A 13,896-nucleotide genomic window follows, 5' to 3' on the forward strand; every position below is an offset into this window, starting at 1 on the left:
CCGGACCGGCCGATCTCTGTCAACGGGTCCGCAGCTTCGGCAGCACCTCGGTGCCGAACACGTCAACGAACGGGCCCAGCTCCTGCCCGACGTGGTGCAGGAAGATCCGGTCGAAGCCGAGGTCGAGGTACTCCTCCAGCCAGCCGGTGTGCCGGCCGAGGTCGGCGGAGATGTTCACCACCTGGCGCAGCCGCTCCATCGGCACCTGCGTGGAGATCACGTCGAAGTGCTCCACTGTCTCCAGGTCCCAGCAGACCGGTGGGGCGAAGACGTTGCTGCGCCACTGGTCGTACGCGATCCGCTCGGCCTCCGCCTGGTCCGTCGCCCAGCTCAGATGCACCTGGAGGCTCAGCGGTCCCCGGCCACCGGCGTCCCGGTAGGCGTCGATCATCGCCCGCAGGTGCGGCACCGGGGCGTTGACGGTGATCAGGCCGTCGGCCCACTCGGCGCACCAGCGGGCGGTGGCCACGCTGACCGCCGCGCCGACCAGGGCCGGGGGCTCGGCCGGTCTGCTCCACAGCTTCGCCCGGTCGACCCGGATCAGGCCGTCGTGACTGACCTCCTCGCCGGCCAGCAGCGCACGGATCACGTCCACGCACTCCCGCAGCCGCGCATTGCGGACGTCCTTGCGCGGCCAGGGGTCGCCGGTGATGTGCTCGTTGGCCGCCTCGCCGGTGCCGAGCGCCGCCCAGAACCGGCCCGGGTACATCGCCCCGAGGGTGCCGATCGCCTGCGCGATGATCGCCGGGTGGTAGCGCTGGCCCGGAGCGTTGACCACGCCGCACGGCAGCGTCGTGGCCTGGAGGGCAGCCCCGAGCCAGGACCAGGCGAAGGCGGACTGCCCCTGGCGCTCGCTCCACGGGGCGAAGTGGTCCGAGCACATGGCCGCGTCGAAGCCGGCCCGCTCGGCGTGGACCACCGACTCCAGCAGCGCGGCGGGGTGGATCTGCTCGTGGGAGGCGTGCACGCCGAACACCGTCATGCCAGGGACCCCTACCCAGAACCGCCGCCCGGCAATCGGCACCGCCCTTGGCGGTAGCAGGGGTCCCCTGCAGCGCAAAAAGCAACTGCAGGGGACCCCTGCTACCACCTCACCCCGGCGCAGCATCCCGGCGGAGCAGCACACCCGGCGGAGCAGCATCCCGGCGGAGCAGCACACCCGGGCGGAGGAGTTCACTCGGCGTGCGAGCCCACCCCCGCCGAGGGCCCGCCCTCGCCGACCCAGACCGTCTTGACGTTGCAGAACTCGCGCATGCCCAGCGCCGACAACTCCCGTCCGTAGCCGGAGTTCCGCACGCCACCGAAGGGCAGTTCGGGGAAGGACGTGGTCATCCCGTTGACGAAGACGCTGCCGGCGTCCAGGTCGGCGGCGAAGCCCTCCTGCTCCTCCGGGTCCCGCGTCCAGGCGTTCGCGCCGAGGCCGAAGCTGGTGCCGTTGGCCACCTCGACCGCCTCGTCGTACGACGACACCCGGTAGAGGCCGGCGACCGGGCCGAAGACCTCCTCGCCCCACATCCGCATCCGCGGGGCCAGGTCGGTGACCACGGTCGGCGGGTACCACCAGCCGGGCCGGTCGGGCACCTCGCCGCCACAGAGCAGCCGGGCGCCCCGCTCGACCGCGTCGCGGACCTGGGCGGCCACCTCGTCCCGGCCCCGCTCGGTGGCCAGCGGCCCGACGTCGGTCCCCTCGTCCATCGGGTCGCCGACGCGCAGCGCCGCCATCCGGTCGACGAACCGCTCGCTGAACGCGTCGAAGACGTCGGCGTGCACGACGAACCGCTTCGCGGCGATGCAGGACTGGCCGTTGTTCTGGCAGCGCGCGGTGGTGGCGACCTCCGCGGCCCGGTCCAGGTCGGCCGAGGGCATCACCACGAACGGGTCACTGCCGCCGAGTTCGAGCACGGTCTTCTTCAGCTCGCGGCCGGCGATCGCGGCGATGGACCGGCCGGCCGGTTCGCTGCCGGTCAGGGTCGCCGCGCGGACCCGGGGATCGGTGAGGATCCGCTCGACGGCGGACGAGCCGACCAGCAACGTGCCGAACGCCCCTTCGGGGAACCCGGCACGGCCGAACAGCTCCCCCAGCCAGAGCGCGGTCTGCGGCACGTTCGAGGCGTGCTTGAGCAGGCCGGTGTTGCCGGCCATCAGGGCCGGCGCGGCGAACCGGATCACCTGCCAGAGCGGGAAGTTCCACGGCATCACCGCGAGCACCGGCCCGATCGGCTGGTAGCGGACGAAGGCCCGCCTCGCGCCCACCGCCGCCGCGTCGGCCGGTTCGTCGGCGAGGAAGCGCTCCGCGTTGTCGGCGTAGAACCGGCAGGCGGTGGCGCACTTGGCCGCTTCGGCCTTCGCCGCCGCGTACGTCTTGCCCATCTCCGTGGTCATCACCCGGGCGATGTCGTCGCGCTCGGCGTCGAGCAGGTCGGCCGCCACGGCCATCCACCGGGCCCGCTGCGCGACCGGGGTGCCGCGCAGCTCCGCGAATGCCCGGTCCGCGGCGGCGATGGCGGCGTCGACCCGGTCCGGCGACATCTCGTCGTACGTCCTGCGCACCTCACCGGTGGCGGGGTCGGTGGTGGCGATGGGCATCCCGTACTCCTGTCACTCGAAGAGCGAGTGCCGCGCGCCCGGCTCCTCCCGACGGCGGGCGGCCCGACGGCGCTGGATGACGACCAGGTCGACCACGGCCACGACGGCGAGGACACCGCAGGCGACGGCGAGCCAGGGCAGGTCGGCGCGGGCGGCCAGGACGGCGAAGAGCACCATGGTGACCAGCCCGAAGGAGGCCAGGGCCAGGCGCAGGTTCAACGCGCTGTAGGCGTGCCCGACAGTGCCCCGGGCACCTCGGGGCTGCGATCGCGTCATCCTGGCCACCTACCCGGTGCCCTGCCGGGCTAACCTGACCGCAACCGCCGTCCGGTCGGACGTTCCCGGCGTCGAGCGGCCTACCATGCCGGTCCTGACAGCGGGCCGTTGTGCCGGATGACCGACACCGGACGGTCCCCGACCGGCAGTGGACGCGTAAGGTGACCACGCTGTCGCACCACGCTCCGGGACGGGAAGCTCATGCCTCGACGTTGGGTCGCCGCCGTGGCCAGTCTGTCCGCGCTGGTGGCGCTGGCCTGTGAGGGTGGGAGCGGAGGCGGCGACGCCACGCCCCCTCCGCCTCAGGGCACCCCCCGCCCCGGCATGCCGACGGCGATGGCCGCGCTCGGCGACTCGGTCACCACCGGCTTCGGCACCTGCGTGGTGCTGGCGTCCTGCGAGCGGAACTCCTGGTCCACCGGGGACGGCCGGCGGGTGGAGAGCCACTACCGACGGCTGGTCGAGCTGAATCCGGCGATCCGCAGTAGGGCGTACAACCACGCCAAGGCGGGGGCCCGCGCGTCGGCCCTGGCCGATCAGGCCACCCGGGCGGTACGCGACCGGGCTGACTACGTCACCGTACTGATCGGCGCGAACGACGCCTGTCGCGCCGACACCGACGCGATGACCCCGGTGAAGACCTTCCGCCAGCAGGTCGACCGGGCGCTGCGCACGCTGCGCGAGGGACGGCCGAAGGCCCGGGTGCTCGTGGTGAGCATCCCGGACCTGTACCGGCTCTGGGAGGTCGGGCACACCGACGAGCAGGCCGTACGGTCCTGGCAGCGCGGCGTCTGCCCCGCCCTGCTCGCGAACCCGACCTCGACGGCTGCGGCCGACCGGGAGCGCCGCCGGGTCTTCCGGGAGCGGATCGACGCCTACAACGACGAACTGGCCGCCGCCTGCCGGGCGTACGGGTCGCGCTGCCGGCACGACCGTGGGGCCGCGCACCGGGTGCGGTTCACCCTCGACGACGTCAACACCGTCGACCACTTCCACCCGAACAACGACGGCCAGGAGCAGCTCGCCAAGGTGACCTGGTCCGCCGCCGGCTTCGCCGACTGACCCGTCGACCGGCAGCGGGCCGGCTGCCGTCGGTCAGGGCTGGCGCGGGGGTGGGACCACACCGGTGCCGCCCTGGGCGTAGAGCGCCCGGGATCGGTTGGCGAGATCCTTGGTGGCCGAGGAGTTGGCCCAGGTGCCGAGGACGATCGCCGCGCCCGGCACCACCTTCGCGAACATCCGCTTGGCCGCACGCACCCCGGCCATCTGGGCCAGCCGCACCCCCAGCTTGAGCATCACCCGACCGAGGGCGGTCTGGGAGCCGCCCCCGAAGAGCGCTCCGGCCCGCTCCCGCCCGGCGGCGACGCCGAGGGCGAGCCGGGCTGTCTCGGCCACCTTGTGCACCTTCTGGAGGACCAGCAGGTCGGTCGCGCGGTCGGTGTGCCGCGGGTCGATCCCGTGGGCCGCCGCGATGTGCAGCACCATCCGTGCCTGGGTCCAGGCGAGCACGCCCACGTCGATCACCGCGCCGGGCAGGCCGGCGGCCCCGGAGACCGCACCGGAGAGGCGGGCCTGGTTGACGAAGCGGCGTACCGCCTGGTCGGCGAGGGCCTCGGCGGAGACACCGGGCTGCGCCGCCCGGGCCCGCTCGGCCCAGCGGGCCGCCTCCGGGCCGAGCCGGCGGACCGCCTCCAGGGCGAGGTGTTCCGGGGCGTACTGCGGGTCGTCCCGCATCCGGTCCCAGAGCCGTGCCGGGGGCGCCTCGGTGGCCTCCGGGGGCTCGGTGGGCGCGACGGAGGCCGCGGGCGGGGTCACGGGCGGACGGGGTGCGGGCACGGACTGGCCGTCGACGGGGGTCGAGTCGGTCACGGGATGGCTCCGGGGGTCAGGGGGAGGTACGACGGGGGGTTCAGCGCCGCTTGCCGAACTTGGTCGCCAGGCCCCGCAGCTTCTGCTGGGTGGCGGGCTTGGCCAGTTCCCGGCGACCACGGTCGACCAGCTGCTGTCCCTGCGGGGACCGAAGGAATCGCTTGATCTTCTGCATGAGTGCTGACATGGTGTCCTCCTGTCGTGGACGTGCCACTCATGTGTACCCCGCCCGGGCAACCGCCATGCCCGCTACGTCGCCGGGGCCACGATCGCGGCGACGATCACCGTCGCCCGGGACTCGTGCTGCGCGTACGCCTCGGGGAAGCCGGACACCTGAACGGCCTGGGCCGCCTCGGTCAGCCGCATCTGCTGCCAGCCGGGCACGGCCAGCAGCGTGGTGAGGAACTTGCGGGTCGCGTAGGCCGGGTCCATCAGCTGCGCGACCGTCCCCCAGCCCATGCTGGCCCGCTGCTGGAACAGTCCGACGGAGTCGTGGTCCCAGCCGAGCCCCTGGTTGGGGTGGTTCTGCGACTCGGGCAGCGCGCCGCTGGCGAGGTTGTAGAGGTTGCTCTCCTGCATCGCGGTGGCCACCGCGATGACCAGCGCACGCCGCGGTACGCCCATGGCCCGGCCGGTCCGCACGATCTTCTTGGCGTTGTTCATCTGGGCGACGGTCAGGCCGGCCACCGGGGCGGGCTCGACCGGCTTGCGCGGCGTGGGCTTCTTCGTCGGGGTGGTCTTCGTGGAGGCGGCCTTCTCCGCGGTGGGCGTGGGGGCGGGAGCGGTCGACGGGGTGGCGGACGGGGTCCGGGCGAGTCCACGCGAGGCGTGTTCCTGCTCGGTCCGCCGGAGCAGTTCGGTGCTGGCCGCGGAGCTGTCGGTGGCGGCGGATCCCTCGTCCGGCGTCCGGAGTGCGACGACGGCGACCAGGCCGAGGCAGCAGGCGACAGCGGAGGCGAGGGCGATGGTCGTCCGCCCGGGTCGCGCCGAACCGGGGCGGAGGGTCAGGGCCCGCCGCAGCCGCCCCCGGACGCCGGGACGCTCACTCCGCGCGACCAACCCGCCAGGGGATACGCCATCACCCTTTCGGTTATCTACGCTGGTGGAAGCGGGTCGATAGTGGATCTTGTCATCGTCACGCATCCGCCGAGGCTAGGCAGAGAACGAGGCTTATTCACACGGAGTGATCTGTGGTCCTGCCCACATTTTTCCCCGTCAAACCTACTAGACCATCATTTGCTACGTCGATCATTTCAAAACCCGGCGAGCCGGTCATTTCCCTCGAGTGACTCGGAGCGGTCCCCGACGGGCGGGAACCTCCCCACCCGGAGGTCGGCCGGTAGCCCCGACGGCTGATCCGCCGTCCGGTTGACAGCACCTCATCCGAAGAGTCGAACGCCTGCGCGACGGCGGACCCCCTTGCCGGCGGGTCGACCGGGAATGGGAGGGCACCCGCCCCCTCCACCGCGCCACGACGGAATGCACGAAGATGGCGAATACGTTTCCCGTACCGGGTGCCGTTGCCCCACGGCCGCCCGTCCGCAACACCCAGGGAGGTCCAGACCGGTGCTCGACCCACACGAGCTGTACCAGCTCACCGACGATCTGCCCGACCTCGGTCAGCCGGTGCTCATCCAGGCGCTGACCGGCTTCGTCGACGCCGGCAACGCCACCCGACTGGCCCGGGAACAGCTGCTCTCCAGCCTCGACGCCCAGCCGCTCGCGACCTTCGACGTGGACCAGCTCTTCGACTACCGCTCCCGCCGCCCGGTGATGACCTTCGTCGAGGACCACTGGGAGCACTACGACGAGCCCAAGCTGGAGCTGCACCTGCTCCACGACGACGACGAGACTCCCTTCCTCCTGCTCACCGGCCCCGAGCCGGACCTACAGTGGGAACGCTTCGTGGCCGCCGTCGGCGACCTCGCCGCCCGGCTGGACGTCCGGCTCACCGTGGGGCTCAACGCGATCCCGATGGCCGTACCGCACACCCGACCGACCGGGGTGACCGCGCACGCCACCCGGCCTGAGCTGATCGCCGGCTACGAGCCGTGGTTGCAGCGGGTACAGGTGCCCGGCAGCGTCGGACACCTGCTGGAGTACCGGCTCGGCCAGCGCGGGCGGGGCGCGCTCGGCTTCGCCGCACACGTGCCGCACTACGTCGCGCAGACCGAGTATCCGGCGGCCGCCGAGGTGCTGCTCTCCTCGGTGTCCCGCAGCACCGGCCTGCTCCTGCCCAGCGACGGGCTCCGCTCGGCAGCCGAGGTGGTCCGGGTGGAGATCGACCGGCAGGTCGCCCAGACCGAGGACGCCGCCACCCTGGTCCAGGCTCTGGAGGAGCAGTACGACGCGTTCGCCCGGGGACGCGGCGGGAAGAACCTCCTCGCGTCGGAGACCGGCCCGCTGCCCACCGCCGACGAACTCGGCGCCGAGCTGGAGCGCTTCCTGGCCGAGCAGAGCCGGCCGGGCGACACGTCGGGCAGCTGACCGGTCCACGCCCGCCGGGCACGGGACCGCCGGGGCGGTGGTCGGGACGCCCGCGCGGAGCACCCCGGCCGGCGTCCGGTGGTGACGGCGGGCCGGCGGGCGGACGGGCCCGCGATCGGGCAGGCTGGAGCCATGCGCCTGGCGACGTGGAACGTGAACTCGGTGAAGGCCCGGCTGCCCCGGCTGCTCGACTGGCTCGCCGACACCGCACCGGATGTGGTCTGCCTCCAGGAGACCAAGTGCCCTGACGGCGCGTTCCCGGTGCCGGAGGTGGGCGAGTTGGGCTACACCGTGGCCAGCCACAGCGACGGTCGGTGGAACGGGGTGGCCATCCTCTCCCGGGTGGGTCTGACCGACGTCACCGTCGGCTTCCCCGGCGAGCCGGGCTTCCCCCAGCCGGAGGCGCGGGCGATCTCGGCCACCTGCGCCGGGCTGCGGGTCTGGTCGGTCTACGTACCGAACGGGCGCACCCCGGACGACCCGCACTACGCCTACAAGCTGGCCTGGTTCGCCGCGCTACGGGACGCGCTCGCCGCCGAACTGCACGGTGGGGTGCCGGTGGCGGTCTGCGGGGACTTCAACGTCGCCCCCACCGACGACGACGTCTGGGATCCCACCGTCTTCGCGCACTCGACCCACGTGACGCCGGCCGAGCGGGCGGCCCTGGCCGCCCTGCGCGACCTCGGGCTGACCGACGTGGTGCCCACCCCGATGAAGGGCCCACACCCGTTCACCTACTGGGACTACCGGGCCGGCATGTTCCATCAGAACAAGGGCATGCGGATCGACCTGGTGTACGCCTCCGCGCAGTTCGCCCACGCGGTCCGGACGGCGTACGTCGACCGGGAGGCCCGCAAGGGCAAGGGCCCCTCCGACCACGCCCCGATCGTGGTCGACGCCGACCTGGTCCCCGCCGTCGAACCCCTCTGACCCACGCCGGCCGTAGGGTGGACGGCATGGCAGTCGTGAAGATCAACGCTATCGACGTCCCGCCGGGTGCCGGCGAGGAGCTGGAGCGCCGGTTCGCCGCCCGGGCCCGGGCGGTCGAGAACTCCCCGGGTTTCCTCGGGTTCGAGCTGCTCCGCCCGGTGGCCGGCGAGACCCGCTACTTCGTCTACACGAGGTGGGAGTCGGAGGAGGCATACCAGGCGTGGGCGTCCGGGCCGGCACGGGCCGCGCACAGCGGTGGCGAGGGTGGCGAACAGCGCCGGCCGGTCGCCACCGGGGCGAACCTGCTGGAGTTCGAGGTGGTGCAGGAGGTCCCCGGGACCCCGTGAGCCGCCGGCCTGCCGGTGCCACCTTCCGGCCGCCGGCAGGCCCCGTCGCGGGTCCTCGCCATCGGGTTTCCGGATCCGCGACGATTGCCGCACCGAGCGACAGTCTCCACTCGTGACAACCGGACCAGCACCGGTCCGGTACGCACTGACCGGGAGATCGCTCGACATGACCGACCAGCAGCGCAGGAGCACCCACGCCGACCGCAGGAACGACACCTGGGCGCGTATCCACGCCGAACGCGCCGCCCTGGCGACCGACCTCACCGGCCTGCCTGCTCAGCGGTTCGCGACGCCGTCGCTGTGCGCCGGGCTGACCGTACGCGAGGTGCTCGCCCACCTCACCGCCGCCGCCAGCCTCAACGGCTGGCAGTGGTTCGCCGGCGTCGTCCGCTGCCGGTTCGACTTCGACAAGCAGGTGACGATGCGCCTCAACGAGCAGTTGGGCGCGGACCCGGCCGAGACGCGGCCCGTTCGTCAGCGGCACCGGCCCGCTGGCGTCGGGCACCACCCTCGCGTTGACGATGGCCATGACCGGGCGTGGCACGTACTGCGACGAACTCTCCGGTGCCGGCGTCCCGATCCTGCGCGACCGCATGGGATGAGGTGGCCGCTGGACACGGTGGGAGCGGGGCCGGGTCAGGCGCCACGGCCACGTGGGCGACGACCATTCGCCCGGCCACCGGGTCAGGAGTCGCGGAAGCCGACCAGGGTGGCGAAGGCGATGACGTTGTCGGCGTAGCCGACACTGCCGCCGACGAACCGGCCACCGCAGGTGATCAGCCGCAGGACGGGGCTCCGGTGATCGCCGTACACCCGGTCACCGGGGAGGGAGTTCTTGTCGAAGCGCTCCACCGAGGTGACCTCGAAGACGGCCACCGACCGGTCGTCCCGGGTCACCTCGATCCGGTCCCCCGGCCGGAGCCGGCGCAGCTCGTAAAAGACCGACGGGCCGGACGTGGTGTCCGCGTGCCCGACGATGATCGCCGGGCCGGTCTCCCCCGGCGTGGGACCGCCGTCGTACCAGCCGGTCTCCCGGTGCCGTTCCAGCGGGGGCACCGCGATGGTGCCGTCCGGGGCGAGACCGACCGGGGCCACCGGCGCGGTCACCCGGATCGCGGGCACGCTCAGGCTCACCGGCCGGCTCGCCGGCAACGGGTCGGTCGCGGCCCGACCCGGCCCGGCGTCGGCGGCCAGGACGCTCCACGGTCGCCCTGCCGACCGGCCGAGCCCGACCCCGGTGACGAAGACCCCGAGCAGAACGAGCACCACGGCCAGCGGGACGCGCCAGCGACGGCCGTCCCCCCGCCGGGACGGCAGCTCCCGGACGGCGACGGTGGGTCGGGGCGTGGCGCGGACGGTGGACACGGCGATCAGCGGTGGGTCCGCGGTCCCCGTCGGCGGGTGGCCAGCATCGCCAGCACCAGTCCGGCGACGGTGATGCCCATTCCGCCGGGCAGGATCAGCGCACCGAGGTCGGGGCCGCCGGCCGCGCCGCCGAACCCGGTCGCCGGCCCCCGGCTGGGGTGCGGCTGTGGGCGTCCGTCGTCCGGAGGTGGTGGCGGCTGGCCGCCGACGGTGACGGTCAGCATGGTCGAGGCGTTCGGGCCCTCGGTGCAGAGCAGCTTGACCCGGTACGTGCCCGGCCGGGTGTGCGCGGGGAGGGTCACCGTACCGGCCAGGTACCCGTGCTGGGGGTGGACGGTGACGATGCCGAACGCGTCCGACTCGACGCTGGCCGGATCCCGGGTGGACCGGCAGCTCGCCCGGATGCCGACCAGCTCGCCGGGGCCCGCCCGGCTCGGTGTGAGCTGCACGTAGACGTCGGCGGCGCGGGCCGGCGCGGTGGCCACCAGCACGCCGGCGGCGGCGAGGAGCAGCCCCATCAGCACCACCGCGCCCCGGCGCGTGACTGACACCATGACCCCTCCCGGCCCCGTGGCCCGGGCCGGACACGGAGCACCCGGCCTGCCGTATGAGATGACTCGTCCTGCCCCGGCGGTACGCCGCGTCCGGCCGGTCGGTGGCGCTGGCGTAGGCTCGGGTCGCTGTGACCTCCATCGACCACGACCCGGCCGCCCCGGCACCGTTGCGGGTACCCGCCACCGTCCGCACCTTCCACCCGCGCCGGGGTCGCCTCAGCAGCCGCCACCTCGACGCGTTGGACCGTCTCTGGCCGACGTACGGGCTCGCGGTGCCGGACGGGGCCGGACCCCCGGTCGACCTCGCCGACCTGTTCGGCCGCCGGGCCCCGGTGGTGCTGGAGATCGGTTCCGGGATGGGCGACGCGACCGCCGCGATGGCCGCCGCCGACCCGGGTCGAGACTATCTCGCGGTCGAGGTCCACACCCCGGGAATCGCCAACCTCCTCGCGCTGGTGGAGCGACACGGGCTGGGCAACGTGCGGGTCGCCGAGGGCGACGCGCTGGAGCTGGCCCGGCGGCTGCCGGAGGGGACGCTGGACGCGGTGCACGCCTACTTCCCCGACCCCTGGCCGAAGGCGCGGCACCACAAGCGCCGGTTGGTCCAGCCCGCCCACGTGGCGCTGCTGCGCTCCCGGCTCGTTCCCGGCGGCACGCTGCACTGCGCCACCGACTGGGCCGAGTACGCCGCCGCGATGCGCGAGACCCTCGACGCCGACCCGGAACTGGTCGACACCCGACCGGGTGACACCACCCGCCCGGCACATCGCCCGGTCACCAAGTTCGAGCGCCGTGCCCTGCTCGCCGGCCGTCCGGTCACCGACCTGGTCTACCGCCGCGCGCACTGAGGTGGTGGTGGCAGGGCGCCGAGGTGGTAGCAGGGGTCCCCTGTTACTCGTTTTTGTCGTGCAGGGGGCCCCTGCTACCACCAAGGCGGTCGAGGCGGGCAGGATGGACCGGTTATGACGCTCACCGCCGCGCTGCCGAACAGCGCCGACCCCGATGCCCTGTACGACGCGTTCGCCGGTTGGGCGAAGGAGCGCGGCCTCGACCTCTACCCCCACCAGGAAGAGGCGGTCATCGAGATCGTCTCCGGCGCAAACGTGATCATGAATACGCCGACCGGGTCGGGCAAGAGCCTGGTCGCGATCGCGGCGCACTTCGCCGCCCTGGCCGACGACCGGACGACCTTCTACACCGCGCCGATCAAGGCCCTGGTTTCGGAGAAGTTCTTCGCGCTCTGCGAGGTCTTCGGCGCCGACAACGTCGGCATGCTCACCGGCGACGCGAGCGTCAACGCGGACGCCCCGATCATCTGCTGCACCGCCGAGATCCTGGCCAACCTCGCCCTGCGCGAGGGCACGAGGGCCGACGTCGGCCAGGTGGTCATGGACGAGTTCCACTTCTACTCCGAGCCCGACCGGGGCTGGGCCTGGCAGGTGCCGCTGATCGAGCTGCCCCAGGCGCAGTTCGTGCTGATGTCGGCCACCCTCGGCGACACCACCCGCTTCGTCGACGACCTGACGCGCCGTACCGGGCGACCGACCGCCGTCGTGCGCTCGGCCGAACGGCCGGTTCCGCTGCTGTTCTCGTACGTGACCACGCCGATGCACGAGACCCTGGAGGAACTGCTCACCACGAAGCAGGCCCCGGTGTACGTCGTGCACTTCACCCAGGCCGCCGCGCTGGAGCGCGCCCAGGCGCTGATGAGTGTCAACGTGTCCACCCGGGCCGAGAAGGACATGATCGCCGAGGCCATCGGCCGGTTCCGGTTCACCTCCGGCTTCGGCAAGACCCTGTCCCGGCTGGTCCGGCACGGCATCGGCGTGCACCACGCCGGCATGCTGCCCAAGTACCGCCGGCTGGTGGAGACCCTCGCCCAGGCCGGGCTGCTCAAGGTCATCTGCGGCACCGACACCCTCGGCGTCGGCATCAACGTGCCCATCCGCACCGTGCTCTTCACCGGCCTGAGCAAGTACGACGGGGTGCGGACCCGGCTGCTCAAGGCACGTGAGTTCCACCAGATCGCCGGCCGGGCCGGACGGGCCGGGTTCGACACGATCGGGCGGGTGGTGGTGCAGGCCCCCGAGCACGTCATCGAGAACGAGAAGGCCCTCGCCAAGGCCGGTGACGACCCGAAGAAGCGGCGCAAGGTGGTGAAGAAGAAGCCACCGGAGGGCTCGATCGGCTGGGGCGAGCCGACCTTCCAGCGGCTGGTCGAGTCGGAGCCGGAGCCGTTGACGTCCAGCTTCCAGGTCAGCCACTCGATGCTGCTCAACGTCATCGGCCGCCCCGGGGACGCGTTCGCCGCGATGCGTCACCTGCTCACCGACAACCACGAGGACGCCGCCGCCCAGCGCCGGCACATCCGTCGGGCGATCGCGATCTACCGCGCGCTGCTGGCCGGCGGGGTGGTCGAGCAGCTCGACGAGCCCGACGAGACCGGCCGGCGGGTCCGGCTCACCGTGGACCTCCAGCTCGACTTCGCGCTCAACCAGCCGCTCTCCCCGCTGGCCCTGGCCACCATCGAACTGCTCGACGCCGAGTCGCCGTCGTACGCCCTGGACGTGCTGAGCGTGGTCGAGTCGATCCTGGACGACCCGCGCCAGGTGCTCTCCGCGCAGCAGTTCAAGGCGCGCGGCGAGGCGGTCGCCTCGATGAAGGCCGAGGGCATCGAGTACGAGGCCCGCCTCGAACTGCTCGACGAGGTGACCTGGCCCAAGCCCCTCGCCGAACTGCTGGACGCCGCGTACGAGATGTACCGGCGGGGGCACCCGTGGGTCGCCGACCACCAGCTCTCGCCGAAGTTTGTCGTCCGGGACATGTACGAGCGGGCGATGACCTTCACCGAGTACGTGCAGTTCTACGGCCTGTCCCGCTCCGAGGGGCTGGTGCTGCGCTACCTCGCGGACGCGTACAAGACGCTGCGGCAGACGGTGCCCGAGGACGCCAAGACCGAGGAGCTGGTCGACCTGATCGAGTGGCTGGGCGAACTGGTCCGCCAGGTCGACTCCAGCCTGATCGACGAGTGGGAGCGGCTGCGCAACCCAACGGACGCGGCCGAGGCCGCCGAGGCGCTGGACGACCGGGTGCCGGCGGTGACCCGCAACGCGCGCGCGTTCCGGGTGCTGGTGCGCAACGCGCTGTTCCGCCGGGTGGAACTGGCCGCGCTGCGCCGGTGGGACCTACTCGGCGAACTCGACGCGGCGGACGGCTGGAACGCCGACGCCTGGGCCGACGCGCTGGAGCCGTACTTCGCGACGTACGACGCCATCGGCACCGGGCCGGACGCCCGTGGTCCGGCGCTGCTGCTGATCGACCAGACGTCGGCGCAGCGGTGGACGGTGCGGCAGATCCTGGACGACCCGGAGGGCGACCACGACTGGGGTATCAGCGCCGAGATCGACCTGGCCGCCTCGGACGAGGTCGGCGCGGCCGTCGTGCGGGTCACCGACGTCGGACAGCTCTGACGGAGGGCGGTC

The 13,896-nt window shown here is 72.9% G+C and carries 15 protein-coding genes; 7 read left to right on the forward strand and 8 right to left on the reverse strand.

The window, feature by feature from the left end:
* Nucleotides 1-19 precede the first annotated feature (19 nt).
* The 3 genes from GA0074694_RS27740 to GA0074694_RS27750 all read right to left on the reverse strand — a co-directional run bounded on the left by GA0074694_RS27740 (nucleotide 20) and on the right by GA0074694_RS27750 (nucleotide 2,862).
* On the reverse strand, nucleotides 20-982 hold the full coding sequence (locus GA0074694_RS27740) for a TIGR03885 family FMN-dependent LLM class oxidoreductase (RefSeq protein ID WP_091462899.1): 963 nt from the start codon (nucleotides 980-982) through the stop codon (nucleotides 20-22).
* A gap of 191 nt (nucleotides 983-1,173) precedes the next feature.
* Nucleotides 1,174-2,586: an NADP-dependent succinic semialdehyde dehydrogenase gene (locus tag GA0074694_RS27745; RefSeq protein WP_091462900.1), complete on the reverse strand. Its 1,413-nt coding sequence runs from the start codon at nucleotides 2,584-2,586 to the stop codon at nucleotides 1,174-1,176.
* Between the two features lie 12 nt (nucleotides 2,587-2,598).
* Nucleotides 2,599-2,862 carry a DUF6343 family protein gene (locus tag GA0074694_RS27750; RefSeq protein ID WP_091462901.1) on the reverse strand — a complete coding sequence of 88 codons (264 nt, stop codon included), beginning with the start codon at nucleotides 2,860-2,862 and terminating at the stop codon, nucleotides 2,599-2,601.
* A 201-nt stretch (nucleotides 2,863-3,063) separates the two neighbouring features.
* Between GA0074694_RS27750 and GA0074694_RS27755 the strand changes: the two genes are divergently transcribed.
* The gene (locus GA0074694_RS27755; protein WP_091462902.1) at nucleotides 3,064-3,924 is read left to right on the forward strand and encodes a GDSL-type esterase/lipase family protein; all 861 of its coding nucleotides are present in this window, start codon (nucleotides 3,064-3,066) and stop codon (nucleotides 3,922-3,924) included.
* Nucleotides 3,925-3,957: 33 nt separating this feature from the next.
* Here GA0074694_RS27755 and GA0074694_RS27760 read toward each other — a convergent pair whose 3' ends face one another.
* From GA0074694_RS27760 to GA0074694_RS32035, 3 genes are all read right to left on the reverse strand, one after another.
* Nucleotides 3,958-4,731 carry an EcsC family protein gene (locus GA0074694_RS27760; RefSeq protein ID WP_425413643.1) on the reverse strand — a complete coding sequence of 258 codons (774 nt, stop codon included), beginning with the start codon at nucleotides 4,729-4,731 and terminating at the stop codon, nucleotides 3,958-3,960.
* 40 nt (nucleotides 4,732-4,771) lie between these two features.
* Nucleotides 4,772-4,918 (reverse strand): hypothetical protein, encoded by a 147-nt coding sequence (locus GA0074694_RS32030; RefSeq protein WP_176737956.1) that lies wholly within the window; start codon nucleotides 4,916-4,918, stop codon nucleotides 4,772-4,774.
* Between the two features lie 62 nt (nucleotides 4,919-4,980).
* The gene (locus tag GA0074694_RS32035; protein ID WP_091462903.1) at nucleotides 4,981-5,790 is read right to left on the reverse strand and encodes an alpha-amylase family protein; all 810 of its coding nucleotides are present in this window, start codon (nucleotides 5,788-5,790) and stop codon (nucleotides 4,981-4,983) included.
* 507 nt (nucleotides 5,791-6,297) lie between these two features.
* On the opposite strand from GA0074694_RS32035, the gene GA0074694_RS27770 reads away from it, so the two are divergent.
* The 4 genes from GA0074694_RS27770 (at nucleotide 6,298) to GA0074694_RS27785 (ending at nucleotide 9,234) form a co-directional block, all read left to right on the forward strand.
* The gene (locus GA0074694_RS27770; protein WP_091462904.1) at nucleotides 6,298-7,218 is read left to right on the forward strand and encodes a proteasome assembly chaperone family protein; all 921 of its coding nucleotides are present in this window, start codon (nucleotides 6,298-6,300) and stop codon (nucleotides 7,216-7,218) included.
* A gap of 132 nt (nucleotides 7,219-7,350) precedes the next feature.
* Nucleotides 7,351-8,148, forward strand: a complete 798-nt coding sequence (locus GA0074694_RS27775; protein ID WP_091464152.1) for an exodeoxyribonuclease III — start codon at nucleotides 7,351-7,353, stop codon at nucleotides 8,146-8,148.
* 26 nt (nucleotides 8,149-8,174) lie between these two features.
* Complete coding sequence (locus GA0074694_RS27780; protein ID WP_091462905.1) at nucleotides 8,175-8,495, forward strand: antibiotic biosynthesis monooxygenase family protein; 321 nt, start codon at nucleotides 8,175-8,177, stop codon at nucleotides 8,493-8,495.
* Between the two features lie 166 nt (nucleotides 8,496-8,661).
* Entirely contained in the window at nucleotides 8,662-9,234 is a 573-nt protein-coding gene (locus GA0074694_RS27785; RefSeq protein WP_141714289.1) for a maleylpyruvate isomerase N-terminal domain-containing protein, read from the forward strand.
* Here the strand turns inward: GA0074694_RS27785 and GA0074694_RS33420 are convergent.
* Both GA0074694_RS33420 and GA0074694_RS33425 read right to left on the reverse strand, forming a co-directional pair.
* Entirely contained in the window at nucleotides 9,180-9,860 is a 681-nt protein-coding gene (locus GA0074694_RS33420; protein ID WP_425413644.1) for a class F sortase, read from the reverse strand. The genes GA0074694_RS27785 and GA0074694_RS33420 overlap by 55 nt on opposite strands.
* 5 nt (nucleotides 9,861-9,865) lie before the next feature.
* The gene (locus GA0074694_RS33425) at nucleotides 9,866-10,414 is read right to left on the reverse strand and encodes a hypothetical protein (protein WP_245714943.1); all 549 of its coding nucleotides are present in this window, start codon (nucleotides 10,412-10,414) and stop codon (nucleotides 9,866-9,868) included.
* A gap of 128 nt (nucleotides 10,415-10,542) precedes the next feature.
* On the opposite strand from GA0074694_RS33425, the gene trmB reads away from it, so the two are divergent.
* The gene (trmB, locus tag GA0074694_RS27795) at nucleotides 10,543-11,262 is read left to right on the forward strand and encodes a tRNA (guanosine(46)-N7)-methyltransferase TrmB (protein WP_425413645.1); all 720 of its coding nucleotides are present in this window, start codon (nucleotides 10,543-10,545) and stop codon (nucleotides 11,260-11,262) included.
* 114 nt (nucleotides 11,263-11,376) lie between these two features.
* Nucleotides 11,377-13,884: a DEAD/DEAH box helicase gene (locus tag GA0074694_RS27800; protein ID WP_091462908.1), complete on the forward strand. Its 2,508-nt coding sequence runs from the start codon at nucleotides 11,377-11,379 to the stop codon at nucleotides 13,882-13,884.
* Nucleotides 13,885-13,896: the final 12 nt, after the last annotated feature.

Origin of the sequence: Micromonospora inyonensis, from assembly GCF_900091415.1 — a bacterium.
Classification (GTDB): Bacteria; Actinomycetota; Actinomycetes; order Mycobacteriales; family Micromonosporaceae; genus Micromonospora; species Micromonospora inyonensis.

Bases quoted from the DNA above. Each gene is read 5' to 3' on its own strand.
- GA0074694_RS27755 (WP_091462902.1), top strand. From the start codon at position 3,064: ATGCCTCGACGTTGGGTCGCCGCCGTGGCCAGTCTGTCCGCGCTGGTG.
- GA0074694_RS27800 (WP_091462908.1), top strand. From the start codon at position 11,377: ATGACGCTCACCGCCGCGCTGCCGAACAGCGCCGACCCCGATGCCCTG.
- GA0074694_RS27785 (WP_141714289.1), top strand. From the start codon at position 8,662: ATGACCGACCAGCAGCGCAGGAGCACCCACGCCGACCGCAGGAACGAC.
- GA0074694_RS33425 (WP_245714943.1), bottom strand. From the start codon at position 10,414: ATGGTGTCAGTCACGCGCCGGGGCGCGGTGGTGCTGATGGGGCTGCTC.
- GA0074694_RS27780 (WP_091462905.1), top strand. From the start codon at position 8,175: ATGGCAGTCGTGAAGATCAACGCTATCGACGTCCCGCCGGGTGCCGGC.
- GA0074694_RS27775 (WP_091464152.1), top strand. From the start codon at position 7,351: ATGCGCCTGGCGACGTGGAACGTGAACTCGGTGAAGGCCCGGCTGCCC.
- GA0074694_RS27750 (WP_091462901.1), bottom strand. From the start codon at position 2,862: ATGACGCGATCGCAGCCCCGAGGTGCCCGGGGCACTGTCGGGCACGCC.
- GA0074694_RS32030 (WP_176737956.1), bottom strand. From the start codon at position 4,918: ATGTCAGCACTCATGCAGAAGATCAAGCGATTCCTTCGGTCCCCGCAG.
- GA0074694_RS27745 (WP_091462900.1), bottom strand. From the start codon at position 2,586: ATGCCCATCGCCACCACCGACCCCGCCACCGGTGAGGTGCGCAGGACG.
- GA0074694_RS27740 (WP_091462899.1), bottom strand. From the start codon at position 982: ATGACGGTGTTCGGCGTGCACGCCTCCCACGAGCAGATCCACCCCGCC.